21 protein-coding genes and 1 tRNA gene are annotated in these 18,013 nt (G+C 65.0%); 9 read left to right on the forward strand and 13 right to left on the reverse strand.

Features of this window, described 5'->3' with window-relative positions; genetic code table 11:
- Positions 1-31: 31 nt before the first annotated feature.
- Genes ACH49N_RS06605 through ACH49N_RS06625 form a run of 5 tightly spaced genes read right to left on the reverse strand, consistent with a single transcriptional unit; the run spans position 32 to position 5,017 of the window.
- On the reverse strand, positions 32-814 hold the full coding sequence (locus ACH49N_RS06605; RefSeq protein WP_109326963.1) for an enoyl-CoA hydratase/isomerase family protein: 783 nt from the start codon (positions 812-814) through the stop codon (positions 32-34).
- Between the two features lie 6 nt (positions 815-820).
- Positions 821-1,588 carry an enoyl-CoA hydratase/isomerase family protein gene (locus tag ACH49N_RS06610; protein ID WP_159919348.1) on the reverse strand — a complete coding sequence of 256 codons (768 nt, stop codon included), beginning with the start codon at positions 1,586-1,588 and terminating at the stop codon, positions 821-823.
- 1 nt (position 1,589) lies between these two features.
- Complete coding sequence (locus ACH49N_RS06615) at positions 1,590-2,678, reverse strand: acyl-CoA dehydrogenase family protein (RefSeq protein WP_358271212.1); 1,089 nt, start codon at positions 2,676-2,678, stop codon at positions 1,590-1,592.
- Positions 2,665-3,570, reverse strand: coding sequence for an acyl-CoA dehydrogenase family protein (locus ACH49N_RS06620; protein WP_358271214.1), 906 nt, complete (start codon positions 3,568-3,570; stop codon positions 2,665-2,667). The genes ACH49N_RS06615 and ACH49N_RS06620 overlap by 14 nt, the downstream gene beginning before the upstream one ends.
- Entirely contained in the window at positions 3,548-5,017 is a 1,470-nt protein-coding gene (locus ACH49N_RS06625; RefSeq protein ID WP_250771027.1) for a class I adenylate-forming enzyme family protein, read from the reverse strand. Before ACH49N_RS06625 ends, ACH49N_RS06620 begins: the two co-directional genes overlap by 23 nt.
- A gap of 73 nt (positions 5,018-5,090) precedes the next feature.
- Between ACH49N_RS06625 and ACH49N_RS06630 the strand changes: the two genes are divergently transcribed.
- Positions 5,091-6,092 (forward strand): ferredoxin--NADP reductase, encoded by a 1,002-nt coding sequence (locus ACH49N_RS06630; RefSeq protein WP_250771031.1) that lies wholly within the window; start codon positions 5,091-5,093, stop codon positions 6,090-6,092.
- On the opposite strand, the gene ACH49N_RS06635 is transcribed toward ACH49N_RS06630, so the two are convergent.
- The 4 genes from ACH49N_RS06635 to ACH49N_RS06650 form a co-directional block, all read right to left on the reverse strand.
- Entirely contained in the window at positions 6,083-7,135 is a 1,053-nt protein-coding gene (locus tag ACH49N_RS06635) for a CoA transferase (RefSeq protein ID WP_358271216.1), read from the reverse strand. The genes ACH49N_RS06630 and ACH49N_RS06635 overlap by 10 nt on opposite strands.
- Entirely contained in the window at positions 7,132-8,088 is a 957-nt protein-coding gene (locus tag ACH49N_RS06640) for an LLM class F420-dependent oxidoreductase (protein WP_358271218.1), read from the reverse strand. Before ACH49N_RS06640 ends, ACH49N_RS06635 begins: the two co-directional genes overlap by 4 nt.
- 87 nt (positions 8,089-8,175) lie before the next feature.
- The gene (locus tag ACH49N_RS06645) at positions 8,176-8,577 is read right to left on the reverse strand and encodes a cobalamin B12-binding domain-containing protein (RefSeq protein ID WP_109326953.1); all 402 of its coding nucleotides are present in this window, start codon (positions 8,575-8,577) and stop codon (positions 8,176-8,178) included.
- Positions 8,577-10,154, reverse strand: coding sequence for a methylmalonyl-CoA mutase family protein (locus tag ACH49N_RS06650; RefSeq protein WP_358271220.1), 1,578 nt, complete (start codon positions 10,152-10,154; stop codon positions 8,577-8,579). Before ACH49N_RS06650 ends, ACH49N_RS06645 begins: the two co-directional genes overlap by 1 nt.
- Before the next feature lie 85 nt (positions 10,155-10,239).
- On the opposite strand from ACH49N_RS06650, the gene ACH49N_RS06655 reads away from it, so the two are divergent.
- Complete coding sequence (locus ACH49N_RS06655) at positions 10,240-11,070, forward strand: NAD(P)-dependent oxidoreductase (protein WP_358271222.1); 831 nt, start codon at positions 10,240-10,242, stop codon at positions 11,068-11,070.
- 192 nt (positions 11,071-11,262) lie between these two features.
- A complete protein-coding gene (locus tag ACH49N_RS06660) occupies positions 11,263-11,649 on the forward strand; it encodes a hypothetical protein (protein ID WP_358271223.1) in 387 nt (128 codons plus the stop codon).
- Positions 11,650-11,697: 48 nt separating this feature from the next.
- Here ACH49N_RS06660 and ACH49N_RS06665 read toward each other — a convergent pair whose 3' ends face one another.
- A complete protein-coding gene (locus ACH49N_RS06665) occupies positions 11,698-12,015 on the reverse strand; it encodes a helix-turn-helix transcriptional regulator (RefSeq protein WP_159926889.1) in 318 nt (105 codons plus the stop codon).
- 489 nt (positions 12,016-12,504) lie between these two features.
- On the opposite strand from ACH49N_RS06665, the gene ACH49N_RS06670 reads away from it, so the two are divergent.
- The 4 genes from ACH49N_RS06670 to ACH49N_RS06685 all read left to right on the forward strand — a co-directional run bounded on the left by ACH49N_RS06670 (position 12,505) and on the right by ACH49N_RS06685 (position 14,238).
- A complete protein-coding gene (locus ACH49N_RS06670; RefSeq protein ID WP_358271225.1) occupies positions 12,505-12,648 on the forward strand; it encodes a hypothetical protein in 144 nt (47 codons plus the stop codon).
- Positions 12,649-12,877: 229 nt separating this feature from the next.
- Positions 12,878-13,054 (forward strand): hypothetical protein, encoded by a 177-nt coding sequence (locus tag ACH49N_RS06675; protein WP_358271227.1) that lies wholly within the window; start codon positions 12,878-12,880, stop codon positions 13,052-13,054.
- Between the two features lie 91 nt (positions 13,055-13,145).
- Positions 13,146-14,048: a SigB/SigF/SigG family RNA polymerase sigma factor gene (locus ACH49N_RS06680; RefSeq protein WP_236603378.1), complete on the forward strand. Its 903-nt coding sequence runs from the start codon at positions 13,146-13,148 to the stop codon at positions 14,046-14,048.
- 31 nt (positions 14,049-14,079) lie between these two features.
- The gene (locus tag ACH49N_RS06685) at positions 14,080-14,238 is read left to right on the forward strand and encodes a hypothetical protein (RefSeq protein ID WP_358271229.1); all 159 of its coding nucleotides are present in this window, start codon (positions 14,080-14,082) and stop codon (positions 14,236-14,238) included.
- Positions 14,239-14,283: 45 nt separating this feature from the next.
- On the opposite strand, the gene ACH49N_RS06690 is transcribed toward ACH49N_RS06685, so the two are convergent.
- Positions 14,284-14,355: transfer RNA gene (locus tag ACH49N_RS06690), tRNA-Thr, on the reverse strand.
- A 72-nt stretch (positions 14,356-14,427) separates the two neighbouring features.
- On the opposite strand from ACH49N_RS06690, the gene ACH49N_RS06695 reads away from it, so the two are divergent.
- Complete coding sequence (locus tag ACH49N_RS06695) at positions 14,428-14,808, forward strand: nuclear transport factor 2 family protein (protein WP_109326936.1); 381 nt, start codon at positions 14,428-14,430, stop codon at positions 14,806-14,808.
- A 22-nt stretch (positions 14,809-14,830) separates the two neighbouring features.
- A complete protein-coding gene (locus ACH49N_RS06700; protein ID WP_159926885.1) occupies positions 14,831-16,264 on the forward strand; it encodes a threonine/serine exporter ThrE family protein in 1,434 nt (477 codons plus the stop codon).
- A 96-nt stretch (positions 16,265-16,360) separates the two neighbouring features.
- Here ACH49N_RS06700 and ACH49N_RS06705 read toward each other — a convergent pair whose 3' ends face one another.
- Together ACH49N_RS06705 and ACH49N_RS06710 are read right to left on the reverse strand one after the other, a co-directional pair.
- Complete coding sequence (locus ACH49N_RS06705; protein WP_109326935.1) at positions 16,361-16,612, reverse strand: MbtH family protein; 252 nt, start codon at positions 16,610-16,612, stop codon at positions 16,361-16,363.
- Complete coding sequence (locus tag ACH49N_RS06710; RefSeq protein WP_358271230.1) at positions 16,609-17,955, reverse strand: SidA/IucD/PvdA family monooxygenase; 1,347 nt, start codon at positions 17,953-17,955, stop codon at positions 16,609-16,611. The genes ACH49N_RS06705 and ACH49N_RS06710 overlap by 4 nt, the downstream gene beginning before the upstream one ends.
- Positions 17,956-18,013: the final 58 nt, after the last annotated feature.

Below are 18,013 nucleotides of genomic sequence, written 5' to 3' on the forward strand. Positions count from 1 at the left end.
ACAGAGGCCTGGTCCCCGACCTCCTCTCGAGTCAGGTCGGAAGATCCGCCGGGATCCAGTTCGGGTTGCGCTTCTCCATGAATGCCCGCATACCCTCGCGGGGCTCCGGTGAACTTTCGAGTGCGCCGAACATCGTTTGGTAGTCGATGAATCCGTAACGCTCGTTCAGCATTCGCTTCACCTGGGCGCGGGCCTCGGGGGACGTCTGCAGCACCTCGCGGGCAGCCTCCAGCGCGGCGGCCCGCAGATTCTCGTGAGGTACCACGCGGGAGATCACCCCCAGGCGCTGCGCCTCGGCGGCATCGAAACGGCGCGCGGACAGCATGAGGTCCCGCGCTGCGGCTATGCCGATGTGCGCGGGAAGGGCCGCCGCAAAGGTCGCATCGGGGATACCGCGGAGAAGCTCGGGTACCCGGAATGTCGCCCGATCGCTGGCTACTGCGATATCGGACATCATCGCGACCAGCAGACCGCCCGCCTGACAGATGCCGTTGACGGCCGCGATCACCGGTGCCCGACTGTCCCGGATCGTGAGGAACGGGACCACGTCGTTGCCCGCCAGTCCCTCGGGGAGCGAGTCGCCCGGCTCTGATCGGCCACCGAGATCACCGCCCGGCGCGAACACGTCGTCGACACCGGTGATGATGAGCGCAGCAAGGTCGGGATCGGAATTGACCAGCCGGACAGCCCGCTTCAGACCGAAATACATCGCGGGCGTGAACGCGTTCCGCGCCGCCGGCCGATCGATGACGCACCAGCCGATCGAACCCTCACGCTCGAACCGCAGACCACTCGTCCCCAGGGCGTCGCCCATACCTTCTCAGCTCTTTCCCGCCGTGAGCCTGGCGATGTTGGTTTGGAAGTCGTCGGATTGGAACGTCAGCTCCTCGGCGGTCATCGCATAGTCCAGCGTGGCGAGTACGGCCCGCTCGATATGCATGTTCAGCAACCGCTTCGTGCTCTCGACAGCCTGCCGGGGCTGTTCCGCGATGCGTTTGGCGCAAGCGAGGGCCTCGCTCAGCGGATCGGCAACCATGTGGTTGGCCAATCCGAGCTCGCATGCTTTCGCCGCGGGTATGCGTGCGCCGGTGAGAGCGTACTCCTTGGCTTGCAGCAGACTGATCTGCAGCGGCCAGGTGAGCGGTCCACCGTCGGCCGCGACCAACCCGACCTGCACATGAGGATCAGCGAGGTAGGCCGTCTCGGCCATGTAGACGATGTCACTGAGCGCAACCAAGCTGCAGCCCAGTCCCACAGCCGGTCCGTTGACCGCCGCGATCACCGGAATACGGCAGCGTGCCATCCCGAGGACGAGTTCGCGGCCATGAGCGATGGTCCGGGCGCGCAGTTCGCGATCTGCCGCGAGCTCGGCGAGGTAGGCGAAGTCGCCACCCGCAGAGAAGGCTTTGCCGCTTCCGGTGAGTACCGCGGCGCGGGCATCCCGGTCTTCGCTCAGCTGAGGCCACAACCGCGCCAGTCCGGTGTGCAAGCCGTCGTTGACGGCATTGAGCGCGTCGGGCCGGTTCAGCGTGATGATGCGCAGTGCACCGTCCGCGCGGACGTCGATCTCCTCGGGCATGTCGTACATGTCAGACTCCCAATCCAAGAATTCGCGAGGCGATGATGTTCTTCTGAATCTGTGACGTTCCACCCATGACGCTCTGTGCGCGGCTGTACAGGTAGGCGCCCATCATGTCGGTGTCGCGAGTGCCGGCCTCGGACAACGCAGCGTGCCCGACCGATTGTTCGACCCAGGTCATGAGCAGCTTGTCGAGCGACCCCTCCGAACCGTGCGACACACCGTCGAGCTGTTCGGACAGCCTGCGACGGACATGCAGGCGCAGCATCTCCGTCTGTACTGCAGCCCAAGCCAATTCCGCAGAGGGGCTCCCTTCCGACCGGGCGACGAGATCGCGTACGAGCTTGTCGTACCTCGCGGCGAAACCGAGCGTGGAGGGCTCTCGTTCGTGCCCGACCACCGTCATCGCCAGCGCCCACCCTTCCCCCGGCGCACCGACCATGTTCTCCGCAGGCACCGTAGCTCCGTCGAAGAGAACCTGACCGAACTCTTTGGTGACGCCGCTCATCATCTGCAGCGGTCGCTGCTCGATTCCCGGTTGCTTCATCGGGACGATGAACGCCGACAAGCCGCGGTGACGGGGCTTGTCGGGTTCGGTACGGGCCAGAAGGAGACACCAGTCGGCCACGTCCGAATAGCTCGTCCAGATCTTGTGTCCGTGAATGACGTAGTTGTCGCCGTCGCGGGTGGCAGTGGTGGTGAGTGCTGCGAGATCCGATCCGGCGCCCGGCTCACTGAATCCCTGACACCATCGCTCGGTTCCGTCGATCATTCCGGGCAGGAAAGTGCGGCGGAGTTTCTCGCTGCCATGCCTGCCGAGTCCGATCACCAGGTATCCGAGGCTCGGCCGGGCGGGTGCGCCCGCGATGGCCAGTTCTTCGTCCAGGATGACGTCGTAGACGGGTGGTAGCTCCTGACCACCATATTCTGCGGGCCACGACAAACCGAAGAACCCGGCGCCGTAGAGCGCCCGGTGCCATTCGGGCTGCCGTTCCCAGTACACGTCACCCGAAGTCGGGAACATCTTGGCCGTGTCCGCCAGCCAAGACCGCAGTCGGTCCCGGAAGGCGGCTTCTTCCGGCGAGTCACGAAAGTCCACGGTGCATCTCCTCCAGGCGTACGGGGAACAATTCGGTGGACGTCAGTGCCCGCCGAAGGTAGACGTGCGCAAGGCATTCCCAGGTGTTGCCGATGCCGCCGTGTACCTGAATCGCCGTCTCGCACACGGTTCGGGCAGCGCGCGCGCAGTAGATCTTCGCGACCCGCGCAGCCTGCTGCGCCTCGCCGAGAGTCAGCTGGTCGAGCGCCCAGGCTGCATGGCGGAGCACGCTCACCGAACCCTCGATCAGCGCCTGGCTCTCTGCGAGCAGATGCGCCACGGCTTGATAGGACCCGATCGTGTTGCCGTACTGTTCGCGCATCTTCGCGTAATCGACGGCGAGCGCCTGGGCTCCGCGGGACGTGCCGACCAGGTCGGCGGAGGTGACCAGGACGGCGAGAGCATGCCAGCGCTCGACGTGCTCGGTGGACAGTTCGCCGAGGGGTTCGAACGGCTCGAGTATGTCCGCGAAGCCTCTGGTCAGGTCCGCTCCCGGAACGACGGCTCCCACTCGACCGGCCGAGATCCGGTTTCCGCTCAGAACAAGCGCGCGCTCCAGTCCTCGCGCGTCGGTCGCTTCCCCGTCGAGGGCCACCGCCCATGTCTGCTGATCGTCGGAGACGTGCCGGTGTAGATCATCGGCGAGGACGGGTCCGAGGAAGGGAATATCGACCAGGCCCCGGCCGAATTCCTCGGCGACGATGGCGACTTCCACACCCGACGCCCCGTCGGATCGAAGCGATCGCCACCCTGTTGTGGCCACCGCCTTCTCCAACCGCGCGAGCCGAGTGTCGTCGGCCAGGTCCTGGACCGATCCCGGTCCCAGGTCGTCGGCCAATTTGGCTGCGGCATCGCGCAATTGTTGCTGTTCACTTGTCAGACGTACGTCCATAGCGCTCCTTGAGTTCTCGGCGCAACACCTTGCCGGAAGGCAGGCGAGGGATGTCGGATACGAAGACCACCCGGCTGGGCCTCTTGTAGGACGCCAACCGGTCTCCCACGAGGGTGATGAGTTCTTCGGCTTCGGTCGTGCCGGTCCGTGCGACCGCGGCGATCACTGCTTCCCCGCTGACCGGGTCGGGGACCCCGAACACCGCACAGTCCACCACGCCGGGGTGCCCGTGCAGCACCGCCTCGATCTCGGCGGGCGCAACCTGAAACCCCTTGACCTTGATCATCTCTTTCGACCGGTCGGTGAGCCGAAGCCAGCCGTCCTCGTCGAGGTAACCGACGTCCCCGGTCCGGTACCACCCGTCCACGAACGCCTCGGCATTCGTCTCCTCGGGCAGGTAACCTGCCATCAGCGAATTCGCTCGAGCCTGAATCTCGCCGGGTTCTCCCACGCCCAGCGGCTCACCGGTCTCGAGCGACACCACCCGGATGCTGACGCCCGCAACGGGGCGTCCGACACTGTCCAGACGGGCCCCTTCGATCGGGTTGCAGGCGATCACCGGCAACTCGCTGGCGCCGTACGCGGGTACCCACCCGACCCCGGCGCGCCGGGTGACGGTCTCGGCGACGCTCGGAGTGACCGGAGTGGCGCCCCACATGATGTAGCGCAGCGACGACAGGTCGAACGATTCGAGGTCCGGATGCTGGGCGATGGCCAGCGCAATCGGCGCGACGGCCATCTCCACCGTGATCCGATCGGTCTCGATGTGCCGCAGCATCCGGTCCACGTCGAACCGACGGTGCAGCCGCACCCATGCGCCGACCTCGAGGGCGGTCATGATGTTGAGGACGCCCAGGATGTGGGAGGGCGGAGTAAGCACCTGCATCCTGTCCGCCGACGACAGTTGCAGCGCGTCACACCACTGCCGCACGGCGGCACCGAAAGACGCGTGCGTGTGCCGCACCGCTTTCGGCATCCCGGTGGTGCCCGAACTGAACACGAGCACAGCCTCGGCAGCTGGATCGGGTGGCGGAAAGGAGCATTGCGCGGGGTCGACCGGATCGTCGAGGCTCAGCATCGGCAGAAGTCCGGCCAGTACCGGACTGTCCCCGACCGCGAGCGTCGGATTCGTGAGCGCCAGCGCGTGCGCGACTTCATCATGCTTGTACGCCGGGCTGATCAGCACGACGGCGGCGCCGAGCCGCCAGATCGCTCGAACGGCCACGACGAATTCCGGCCGGTTCGACGACATCAGAGCGACACGGTCACCTGCTTTCACGCCGCGACCGGCCATCTCGGCAGCCAACCCGTCGGCCAGAGCGTCGAGTTCACTGAGGCTGTATTCGCGCTCCTCGAACACGAGCACGGTCGGCTCGGTCGTTTCTTCTTCCTCGTCGGGGGCCCGGTATCCGATGCCTGCCCCGTCTCTCGTGTGGGAATTCACCATTGAGAAGTCCTATCTCGTCAGAGAGAATGATATTCTCTCACAGTTAGAATCTCAATATCAGGAGGCGACGGGCATGTCGAGACCACCCTTGTTCCAGCGCGCGACCGTGACGCGAATCGTCAAGGAGAGCTCGGACGCACGAACGTTCGTGCTCGCACCGCACGACGGTCCGTTCTCCTATCGGGCCGGGCAGTTCTGTACATTCCGGGTCGACGTGGACGGAACCGAGCTGTTCCGCTCCTACTCCATGTCGAGCGCACCGGAGACCGATGGCGAGCTGATGACGACGGTCAAACGGGTCCCCGGCGGCAAGGTGTCGAACTGGCTGCACGACAACGTCGCCGAGGGTGACGCCGTCGAACTGACACGGCCCGCGGGAACCTTCTGCCTGCGTCCGACCTCGGCGCCGTTGCTCGGGTTCAGCGGTGGCAGCGGGATCACCCCGATCCTGTCACTGGCGAAGAGCGCGCTGGCGACCACGGACCGGCATGTCCGGCTGCTGTGCGCCGACCGAGACCACGCATCGGTGATGTTCGACGCAGTACTGAACGAACTCACCGAGCGCTATCCCGACCGGTTCTCGTTCGTACGGCACCTCGACGACCGAGGCGGATTTCTCGACGCGGCAGCCGTACGCCACTTCGTCGGCGCCGAAGGAGATGCCGACTCCTACCTGTGCGGGCCCGAGCCCTTCATGGCTCTGGTGGAGTCGGCATTGCCAGGGCCGGGCAGGATCTTCAGTGAGCGGTTCGGCGCCACCGCCCCGACGGCGCCATCGGCCGACGCACCCGATTCCGAGGTCGAGGGAACCGTCTCGATCGTTCTCGGACGGAAAAAGGTGTCGGTGCCCAGAAAAGCGAACGAGACCCTCCTGGAAAGCGCCCGGCGCGCCGGGCTCACGCCACCGTTCTCCTGTGAATCGGGCAACTGCGCCACCTGCATCGCCACCGTCACCGAGGGCAGCGCAACCATGCGGGTGAACGATGCGCTGAGCGACGACGAGGTGGCCGAAGGCTACGTCCTCACCTGCCAAGCAGTGCCCGACACCGGGTCGATCAAGGTCCGCTACGAGTGAACCGGCAGGCCGCCGTGCTCGCCGAGGCGCGGCGGCGGCCCGTAATTCGGGTCGAAGCCGGCCACGCGGATGGGACTTCCGACCAATCGGAAGTCACCGGCATTGGCGATCATCTCCGGTGTGGCTGCGAGTGCGTCGGGCAGTGAACGCACCGCTGCCGCAGGCACTCCCAGTGGTCGCAGCCGAAACTCCCAGCCCGTCGCGGAGTCGGCCGCCAGAGCCGCGGTCACAACCGCGAGGACCTCGTCACGACGTTCCGCGCGCTCGGCCATCGTCGGAAATCCTTCGATCCCCGCTTCCGCAGCGAACTTCCGCCAAAACCCGTCATGTGTGATGAACAGGGCGAGATGGCCCTCCGCAGTCGGAAACAGCTGGGCCGGCACGTAATACGGATGGGCACCGAACGGCATACGCCGCGGCTCGGTGCCTTCGTTGAGATACGCCGATGCGCGGTAGTTGAGTTGCGACAGCATGACGTCGCGCAACGACACCTCCACTTGACCGCCGCGTCCGGAGATGATCTGGGCCAGCAATCCGAGTGCGGCTGCCAGTCCGGTCGAGTTGTCGGCAGCGGAGTACCCGGGCAGCGTCGGCGGCCCTGCCGGGTCACCGGTGAGTGCGGCGACACCCGTGACAGCCTGAATCACGTAGTCGAAAGCTGGGTCGTCTCCCTCGTCGAGGCCGTAACCGGTGAGCGCGACACAGACTATTTTGTCGTTCCATCGACGCAGAGCGTCGTAGGTCAGGCCGTACCGGTGAATGGCGGACGGCTTCAGGTTGACCAGCAGGGCATGGGATTCGGCCGCAAGTTCTCCGAGACGGGCCTGCCCCTCGGTGGTCGTCAGGTCTACGCAGATACTCCGCTTACCCCGGTTCAGGCTGGCGAAGTAGGCGTCGCTCACCTGCCGCGAGAGGTCACCGCTCGGTGGTTCTATCTTGGTGACCTCTGCGCCGAGGTCGGCGAGCATCATGGTGGCGTACGGACCCGCGAGGATATGGCCGACCTCGAGGATCCGGATGCCCTCGAGTGGCCCCGCAGTCACCGCAGCTCCTTGACGAGTTCCGCCACGACGTCCCGGGTACGACGCTTCGAAGCGATCAGCTCGTCCCGGTTGTCGCCGATCGGCAGCAGCCGCATCGACAGGTCGGTGACCCCCGCGTCGGCGTATCGGCGGAAGCCCTCGAGGATGGCGTCCTCGTCCCCGGCGACGCACAGGTCACCGATGTCCTGGGCGTCGCCGTATCCCAGCAGCCGCTGATAGTTGGGGGAGATCTCCGCTTCCCCGAGGATCCGGTTGGCGCGCTCACGCGCAGTGTCGACTTCCGAAGGCCTGCAGAGACAGACCGGGACACCCGCGATGATGCGCGGAGCCGGACGCCCCACATTGTCGGCAGCCTTGGTAATTCGCGGGACGACATGGTCGGCGACCGCTCGCTCGTCGGCCATCCAGAGGATGGTCCCGTCGGTTCGCTCGCCTGCGATCGTCAGCATCACCGGGCCCAGGGCCGCTACCAGGACCGGCATCGGCGCCATCGGTCCGATCTCGAGCGGGTTGTGCACGGTGAACGTGTTGTTCTCGATGTCGACCGGGCCGGGTGCGAGCAGCGCGGCGTCCAGTACGTCCAGGTAATCGCGGGTGAACGCGGCCGGCTTCTCGTAGGGGAGACCGAGCATGTCCTGAACGATCCAGTGGTGTGAGGGGCCGACTCCCAGCGCCAAACGTCCTCCAGTGGCGGCATGCGCCGAGAGCGCCTGTCGCGCCAGTGCGACGGGGTGTTGCGCCTGCAGGGGGACCACCGCGGTGCCGATTTCGATGCGGGACGTCCTCGTTCCCATCAACGCCACGGCGATCAACGCGTCGAAGTCCGTGGGGACCTGCGGAACCCAGACGGAGTCCAACCCTGCGCTCTCCGCCCACTCCACGTCGTCCAGCATTCTGGCGACCTTCCGCGCGGAGTCCCCTCGCTCGGGCCCGATCATCACTCCGATACGCACTGTTCCTCCAGGTCCGAAAATTGTTCTCGCACGCGTGACCGGGTGGTCGACGCGGTGTAATCGCCTTTCGCCTTCTATGACGAAAGGTCAAGAAGGAGTGGGAGTTCCGGTGAGTGCGCGCACTCCGGTGACCAGATCCTCCAGAGGGGTGCTGGTGGGGAAGACCGCCGCTGCTCCCGCGGACAGCAGGCGCGGAACGTCCTCCTGGGGAATCGTGCCGCCGACCACCACAGCGATGTCACCGGCGTCCGCAGCGCGCAGCGCATCGACCGTTCGCGTGGTCAGCGCCACATGGGCGCCGGAGAGAATGCTCAGACCGACGACGGCAACATCCTCCTGGAGGGCGATCGACACGATGTCCTCGACCCGCTTGCGGATACCGGTGTAGATCACCTCGAAACCGGCGTCGCGGAGCGCGCGGGCGACGATCTTGGCGCCGCGATCGTGGCCGTCCAGTCCGGGCTTCGCTACGAGTATGCGGGCGCTCATCAGAACACCACCGGCTGCTGGAATTCGCCCCAGACAGCTTTGAGCGCGGATACCATCTCGCCGACGGTGCAGTAGGCGTTGGCGCAATCGATCAACGGGTGCATGAGGTTTTCGGTTCCTTCCGCGGCGCGGGACAGAGCGGTGAGGCAGGCATTGACGGCCTCGGGATCACGTTCGGATTTCACTTTCGCCAGCCGTTTCAGCTGCAGCTCGCGCCCTTCGGCATTCAGCTCGTACGTCGAGATTTCCGGGGGCGGCTCCGGCGAGACGAACCGGTTGACCCCGACCACCGGGCGTTCCCCCGATTCGACGTCCTTGTGCAGCTTGTACGCCTCGTCGGCGATGAGTCCTTGCAGGTACCCGTCCTCGATGGCGCGAACCATGCCGCCGTGCTGATCGAGATCGTCCATGATCTCGATCAGGCGGGCCTCGGTGGCATCGGTCAGCGCTTCGACGAAGTAGGAGCCGCCGAGCGGATCCGCGACACGCGTCACTCCGGTCTCGTAGGCCAGAACCTGCTGGGTGCGCAGCGCCAGGGTCGCCGACTCCTCACTGGGCAGGGCGAACGGTTCGTCCCACGCCGCGGTGAACATCGACTGCACTCCCCCGAGCACCGAAGCCATCGACTCGTACGCCACTCGCACCAGATTGTTCTGTGCCTGGGGTGCGTAGAGGGACGCGCCGCCGGCAACACAACCGAACCGGAACATCGACGCCTTGTCCGTCTCCGCACCGTACCGCTCCCGCACGATCGTGGCCCATCGACGACGGCCTGCCCGGTACTTGGCGATCTCTTCGAAGAAGTCCCCGTGCGTATAGAAGAAGAACGAGATCTGAGGAGCGAACTCGTCGATCGTCATTCGCCCACGTTCGACCACCGTGTCGCAGTAGGTGACTCCGTCTGCGAGCGTGAAGGCCATTTCCTGCACCGCGGTGGCTCCGGCGTCGCGAAAGTGCGCGCCGGCGACCGAAATAGCGTTGAATCTCGGCACCTCCGCCGCGCAGAATTCGATGGTGTCGGCAATCAGCCGTAACGACGGCTCCGGCGGCCAGATCCACGTGCCCCGGGAGGCGTACTCCTTGAGGATGTCGTTCTGGATCGTCCCGGTGAGCTTCGCCCGCGGCACGCCGGCCCGCTCGGCCGCGGCCACATAGAACGCCAGCAGTATCGCCGCCGTCCCGTTGATGGTGAAGCTGGTGCTGATCTTGTCCAGCGGGATGTCGGCGAAGAGGACTTCGGCGTCGGCGAGGGTGTCGACCGCGACCCCGACCCGGCCGACTTCCTCGGTGACCTCGGGGTCGTCGGAGTCGTAACCGCATTGGGTGGGCAGGTCCAGTGCCACCGACAATCCGGTGCCGCCCTGTTCGAGCAGGTACCGATAGCGCTGGTTGGACTCTTCCGCGGTGCCGAATCCGGAGTACTGGCGGAACGTCCACAACCGGCCCCGGTAGCCGGAGGCGAAGTTGCCACGGGTGAAGGGAAAGGTGCCCGGGGCGGGCGGCTCTGCGCGCCTGTCGGTCGGCCCGTAGACCGGCTCCAGCGGGATGCCCGAAGAGGTTTCAGCGAAGTCGTTCACGATGGATACAGTACTTGCAGAAAATGAGAATGCCAATATCATCGTCGAGAACGCAATGATCGACAGTGTCGGAACAGGGAGAACGATGTCCAGCCAGCAGAACGCACTCAGTGACCGGACCATGATCGTTTCCGGCGGTAGCCGCGGGATCGGACTGGCGATCGCGATCGCCGCGGCCAAGCAGGGCGCAAACGTGGTTGTGCTGGCCAAGACGGCGGAGCCGCACCCGCGCCTTCAAGGGACGGTCCACACCGCCGTCGCGGATATCGAGGCCGTCGGCGGCAAAGCAGTCGCCGTGGTCGGTGACGTCCGCCGCGAGGAGGATGTGCAGCGCGCCGCCGACACCGCGGTGGAGCGGTTCGGTGGCATCGACATCTGCGTGAACAACGCCAGTGCCATCGCGCTCGAGGGAACCGAGGAACTGTCAGCCAAGAAATACGACCTCATGCAGGACATCAATTGCCGCGGGACGTTCCTGCTGACCCGCGCCTGCCTTCCCTATCTTCGGAGCTCCCCCAACCCGCATGTGCTCACCATCTCGCCTCCGGTGAACCTGAACCCGCGCTGGCTCGGCGCCCACCCGTCGTACACGTTGTCGAAGTATGGGATGAGCTTGCTGTCGCTCGGCTGGGCGGCCGAATATGCCGACGCCGGGATCGCAGCGAACTGCCTGTGGCCACAGACCTACATCGCCACCTCCGCGGTGGCGAACATGGAAGACGGCACGTCGATGCTCTCCTCGTCGCGCAGTGCGGAGATCATGGCCGACGCAGCAGTCGAGATTGTGTCCCGGCCTGCGAGGGAGACCAGCGGACACTGCTACATCGATGCGGACGTGCTCGCGGAGTCGGGCGTCTCGGACCTGTCCCGCTACGGCGGCGGGGATGCTCCCCAGCTCGATCTCTTCCTCGACTGACGGGACAGGACCCTGCGAGGAAGCTTCGCCGCGCTCGACGGGTCGGCAATCGACCGACCGGCTGCGACAGGCCGGGAAACCAGTGCCGTAATCTTTGGTGCGAACCGACACGAACCTTTGCCTGGAAGCAGAGGTTCGTGAAGGTGTCGTGACCGGGAGTGTCACGGCCTCTGCGCCAGAGACGAGAGAACGGTGCCCCGCACTCAGGAACACGCCGAACGTTACCGCGACGCACTCACCGCGCTCGCTGCGGCAACTCAGCGCCCGGCAAACGTCGTCAACACCGGCGCAGGCTACGCAATTCGCGTCGATTTCGAGTACAACCGCTACCTGCTGGCATCGAACGGCACCGACGGATTGGTCGACCAGACCGACGCCGCCGCTCTGTGGAAGGTGAGCCTCCACCAGGGCACGGCCGACGGCACCGCCGACGAAGTGCTGGCGGTCGCGGAGCATTCTTGGCTGGTCGACGCTTTCGACATCGCGTTCGCGGACATTCGTGCCAGCGGCAAGTGGCAAGCTGCGGATGCCTCGTTCGACGAATTCAACCCGACGAACGACGGTCAGACCGCAAGCTGACGTGACGAGAAGTCACCCGCCGGCAGCTGCCGTGCGGGTGACGCGTGTTCACACCCCCGCGTGGGGCGAGTTCTGAGATTCGACTGCCTGTTCCAATTCGGCGTTTCGCGCCGCCAACAGCGCGTTCTGCGCTTCCAGTTCGAGGATCTGGCGGATACCGATCAGATTGACCCCGTCGGCGACGAGTTCGGTGATCTTGTCGAGGCGCGCAATGTCGTCTTCGCTGTACCGCCGCGTGCCGCCGCCGGTACGAGTCGGCGTGATCAATCCGCGCCGTTCGTACAACCGCAGAGTCTGGGGCCCGATGCCCGTCAGCTCCGACGTCACCGAGATCCCGTAGACACCTCGCTTCGAACGAGGTGGCATCTGAGAGGACGTCACCGGATCTCCCTTCTTCTCAGGGAATACCAATCCTATCAAGGATCGACAGACACAATGTGACGCGGGGGGTACAAATTCGGTCGAGATGGACCCTCGGTGGAGGAGCCCATCGACAATCTTCGTCACGATCGCGATGCCACACAACTTCACGACCCGCACTCTCGCCGCAATCGCTACTCCGAATCCCAATTTTCGCTCGACTCATCACTGCACTGGGCGCACGTTCCGCACCGCCCAATCTCGCCGATAAAACGCAGGTAAGCGCGCTATTCGATCGTGCGCACCTCGCTCCGACGAGCCCTCCTCTGGCAGATACCGAGGCGCTCGACGAACAAAATTCTTGATCGGCTCGCTTGAACTTCTGGTTCCGGGGCTGTACAACAAAATCTATCTTCACCAACGCAGATTAGTTCTCGGTCAGCATCGAGCGGGCATCGCACGACAGACTGCCGGGCGCGAGGAAGGGAGAAAACGATGGCCAGCCGACATACGAACGCGACCCCCGACGACGGAGAGGTTCTGGTCCTTCGAGCGGGCAGCGGAGGAGCGATCGTCAGTGGCCTCCTCGCGACGCTCGCCCTCAGCACCCTCGCCATCCTCGATTCGCTTCCGACCTGACCCGACTCGAAGCAACTCGCATCGCCGTCGAAAGAGAGACCAGGGTGATAACGCGACCCTCCGTGATCGTCTCCGTCGCCATCCAGTGCGTAATCGGAGTGTCGGTCATTGCCGGGTTCACGGCCGCGGCGACCGGTTCGATTCCCTTTGCTGCGTTGGTCAGCACAGCCCTCCTCGGGGTCGCCGGCCTCTTCGCTGCTACCCACCAATCCGCTCGAGAATGAGAACAATGCAGACCACAGGACAGGACGCCATGATCATGCCCACTGCTTCGTCGTATTCCGCCCCCACTCGACTCGCCGCCGGGCGGAGCGCGAGCGCGATGAGCACCGAGGAGATCAAGGCACGCATCGAGGCCATGTTTGCGGCCCGGGACGTCAACCACTCCCCGGCACTCGTCGACTAGGGCCGCACCGCCGCTCCACCGCAACGAAGACTTTTTGCCGACACCATCAGCGCTCCCGCTGATACCGGCCGGTCAGAGAAGGGCTGAGTACATGACCATGTCCATCCCGCTCGCCGAAGCACCCCGCGAGCTCCGCCGCACCACCCCGATCTCCTCTACGACGTGCCGGAAATTGCCCCGGACACAGCTCTCCGTCGATGTCCCGCCGAATCCTCGCCCCGCGCGTACACCGGACACCACCCACCGCGCCCGCGATCAGTACCGTGACGTACCCGCACAATGCGAAGCCATCGCTCAGCTCGACGCCTCTGATCCACGCCGGGAAGTGCTACGCGAGAGGCTGATCGAACGATGCCTCCCGCTGGCCGAACACATCGCCCGCCGATTCCACGAACGCGGAGAACCGCTGGACGACCTGATCCAGGTCGCGCGGCTCGGTCTCGTCAAGGCCGTCGACCGATTCGATGCAAGCTACGGAGCGAACTTCGTTTCCTTCGCGGTCCCGACCATCACCGGCGAGGTGCGCCGCCACTTCCGGGATACCGGATGGGCCATGCGCGTGCCGCGCAGCATGCAGGAGCTTCACCTCGCCCTCACGGGAGCCACCAAACAACTGACCACCACGCTCGGTCGGGCGCCTACCGCAAGCGAACTGGCGAAGGCGCTCGACATCGACAAGAGCGAGGTTTTGGAGGGACTGCGCGTAGCCAACGCCTACAGCACCCTGTCGGTCGACTACCCGCTCACCGACGACGAAAGGCCGTTGTCGGAGACGCTCGGTGATATCGATCCGGCGTTGTCCCGCGTCGAAGATCACGTGACCGTCCAACCGCTGCTGGACGCGCTGCCCGACCTCGAGCGCACCGTGCTCGTGCTGCGCTTCTTCGGGAACATGACGCAGTCACAGATCGCCGCGCGGGTGGGCGTATCGCAGATGCAGATCTCGCGACTGCTGGCCAAGACACTGAAGGATCTGCGAACCAAGCTCGAATGATGCAAGCGTCGCCAGCATGAAAGGAGTGCCTATGGTCAATTTTCTCGACAAGGTCAGGGGACGGGCCCGGGCACGTAGTCGGCGTGAGGACCTCACCGACACCGCGAGCCGCCCCGACCGTGGGTCGACGGCGGACTCCGGGGAAAGCGCTGACCCCGCCGCCCTGCTGAGGGACACGTTCATTCCGTAAAGGCCACGATCCTCGTGCCGCACTCGGCACGAGGATCGGTATTTGAGCCTCCTGTCAGGATTGAACTGACGACCGCTCGCTTACAAGGCGAGTGCTCTACCACTGAGCTAAGGAGGCGGACACGCGCGCCCATCATATCCATAAGGAGAACGCCGTCGTCCTCCGGCCATATTGGATAGCGTTGATGCCATGAGTACCTCGGAGATCGCCACTGTCCTTGCTTGGCACGACGCCCTCAACTCCGGCGACATCGACACGTTGCTGTCGCTGTCGAGTGACGACATCGAGATGGGTGGACCGAAGGGTGCGACCCAGGGCCTGACGCCGCTGCGGGAATGGGCGTCGACCGCGAACATCACGCTGATCCCGAAGCGAATGTATTACTACGACGGCGTCATCGTCGTCGAACAGCAGGCCACGTGGGCGACCGCACCCGAGGAGACGAGTATTGTGGCGTCCGCGTTCCGAGTAGTCCACGATCAGGTCATCTCCACTTTCCGCCACGAGACACTCGATGCAGCGTTGAAAGCAACCGATTTGACCGAGAAGGATCGTGTCTCAGACACGTAGTATGGCGAAGCTCACAGAGGGTATGGCAAAGCTCACAGACACGCTCCAGCGTTTGACCGGCGACCGCCGGGCCACCGTCGACACGGTGACGGCGGCGCCGACACCACTCCAGCCGATCGACCTCACCGATGACGCGGTGGTTGCCGAGGTTCTCGACCTCGCCGTCCGGGTCGGTGAAGTTCTGCTCGCTTCGGGGACGGGCGCGATGGACACCGCCGAACAGGTGCAGTTCATCGCCGCGACCTACGGCCTCGCGCAGTGTGACGTGGACGTCACCTACAACTCGATCGTCCTCTCCGCCTACCGCGGGCCCACACTTCCGCCCGCGAGCACGATGCGGATCGTGCACTACCGCTCCATGGACTTCACCCGCCTCGCCGCGGTCGACCGCCTCACTCGGCGTATCCGCCGCGAGGCCGTCACTCCAAGTGAGGCCCACGAGGCACTGACCGCTGTCACCACGGCGCCGCACCCCTACAACCGGTGGATCGCGACGTTGGCGTGGTCGTCGATGGCCGCATCCATCTCCGTGTTGATGGGTGGTGGGGTGCTGGTGGCGTCGGTCGCCTTCCTCACGACGATGGTGATCTACCGGGTCAACCGCGTCCTCAACCGGGTGGGGCTGCCGTTCTTCTTCCAGCAGGTGGCCGGCGGTCTTGTGGCCGCTACCCCGGCCGCCACGCTCTATACGTTCCAGGATCAGCTGGGAGTCGAAGTTCGACCGTCGCAGATCATTGCGGCCGGTGTGGTGGTGCTGTTGTCCGGATTGTCACTGGTCGGCTCCGTCCAGGACGCCATCACGGGGGCACCCATCACCGCGGCGGCCAGATTCTTCGAAGTGGTCATGATGACCGGCGGCATTATCGCTGGTGTGGCCATCTCGCTGCGGGTCACCGGGTTGTTCGGTTCCACACTTCCGCCGGTCAACGTGGAGATCGACGAACTCACCCAGCTGCCCGTGCTGGTCATGTCGGGCGCGTTCGCCTCGATGTTCTACGCGCTCGCCTGCTACGCCGAGCAGCGTGCGCTGACGGCGGCCTGGATGGGCGGCGCGGCCGGGTCGCTGGTCTACATGGTGGCGCATCAGTTCGGAGTGGGGCCCATCATCGGCTCCGCACTCGCGGCGACAGTGGTCGGTTTCGCCGGTGGTCTGATGGCTCGCCGAGCGCTCACCCCGCCTCTGGTTGTCGCCGTGGCCGGCATCACCCCACTGCTGCCGGGCCTCTCGCTGTACCGAGGGCTGTATGCGCTGCTCAACAACGAGGTGGTGATCGGACTGAGCTCACTGCTCGCCGCCTTCGGTATCGGCTGTGCACTCGCGGCGGGCGTCACCCTCGGCGAATGGCTGGCCAGGACCCTCCGACGGCCGCGCATTCTGCGGTACACAGAGAACATCCGCCGCCCCGTCATCAAGACGAGGCGGCGGAAGCCCGTGGAAACGCCCAGGGCGGCCTGAAAGACACGGAACCGTTCGATCCGTCCCAATCGGGGCGGATCGAACGGTCGTGGACTCCGTGAGCTGTCACCGCAGTGCAGCTCCGATCAGGTCAGGTCAGCTCTTGTCGACGCTGTGACGACCACCCGACTTCTCATCGGCCTCCATGGCCTCACGCAGGCTTTTCGGCCGCATGTCCGTCCAGTTCTTCTCCACGTACTCGAGGCATGCTGCGCGGCTCTCTTCACCGAAAACCACACGCCAGCCCGCCGGCACCTCAGAGAACGTCGGCCACAGAGAGTGCTGCTCTTCGTCGTTCACCAGCACGTAGAAGCGGCCTTCTTCGTCATCGAATGGATTGGTGCTCATCTCGCCTCGCTTGTCGCATACGTGTCCTGTGCGTTCACACTAGCAAGCGTGCCGATCCGGCCACGCCGTGTTACGACAGATGTCAAGATCTCTCCCGCCCGCACGGCAACGTTCGACAGGAGCGACGACGTGATTCCGTGCGTTTTCTCCGTGCCGCCCTGAAGGTAGATTCCCGCTGTGACGTCCGGCGAAACCGCCAGCCGATAATCGCGCCCTACCTCACGCGGCGGGTGCACAGCCGGTGCGAGTTCGCCGAGGAGCGGTTCGAGAGGCGCCGGAGTGAACCCGGTGGCAAGAATCAACGCATCACAGGCGAGTGTGTCCGTGAGGCCGTCGACGGCGCTGCGTACCGCCACATCGATGCCGTCCGAACTTTCCTCGACGGAAACGATCTCGGAGGCGCGGCGCATGAAGAGGCGGCGGCGACCACGTACCCGCTCCTGGTACTCCTTGGCATACAGCTCGTTGATGAGTTCGATGTCCACCACCGAATAGTTGGTGCTGCGATGGACATCGAGCAGCCGCAGGCGCTCGACCTCGGGTGCGCCGTGCAAATCGTCCACGGCCTCCGGGTCGAAGATTCGGTTGGCGTAAGGACTGTCGTCCGCCGGGCTGTAGCCGTACCGCGAGAAGACGCTGTGGACTTCGGCTTCGGGGTAGTTGGCGTGCAGGTACTGCACAATTTCGGCAGCACTCTGACCGGCCCCCAGAACGGCGAATCGCTGGTGGGCGAGGGTGGGCAACTCACCGATGCGGAACAGGAACTGATGATTGTGGAAGCACCGCATGGAGGGCGTGGCCCACTCCGGAATACGCTCGCGCAGACCCGCACCCATCACGACGTTGCGGGCGATCACCGCTGTGCCGTCCGACGCCCGGACCTCGAAACGGTCGATCATTCCCTCGCTGTTGCGGATTCCTCGCACCGATTCCACCGCCGTGCCGTACCGGACGTCCGCGCCGACACGCCCGGCAGCCCACTGCAGGTAGTCGTGAAATTCGTGCCGGGTGGGAAAGAACGTCTGGTGGTTGACGAAATCGACGAGACGGCCACGCTCGAAGAGGTAGTTGAAGAAGGTGTACGCGCTGCGCGGGTTGCGGAATGTGACGAGGTCCTTGGGGAAAGCGATCTGCATCGTCGCCCCGTCGAGCAGCATTCCGGGATGCCACCCGAAACGGTCCTGCTTCTCCAGGAACTGCGCGCTGATCTGCTCCCCCGGCGCGCAGTTCGCGTTGTGTTCCTCGATGGCAATCGCCAGTGCGAGATTCGCAGGTCCGAACCCGACACCCACGACATCTCGCACTGGGAGATCCGTATCGACCATTTCCGGCGATTCGTTCATAGCACGCTGTCCCGTCCTCGACGCCGCGTCGCACCCGACCCAGCTGCCGTCTGCCCTA

Source organism: Rhodococcus sp. NPDC019647, assembly GCF_044389235.1.
Classification (GTDB): domain Bacteria; phylum Actinomycetota; class Actinomycetes; order Mycobacteriales; family Mycobacteriaceae; genus Rhodococcus_F; species Rhodococcus_F oxybenzonivorans.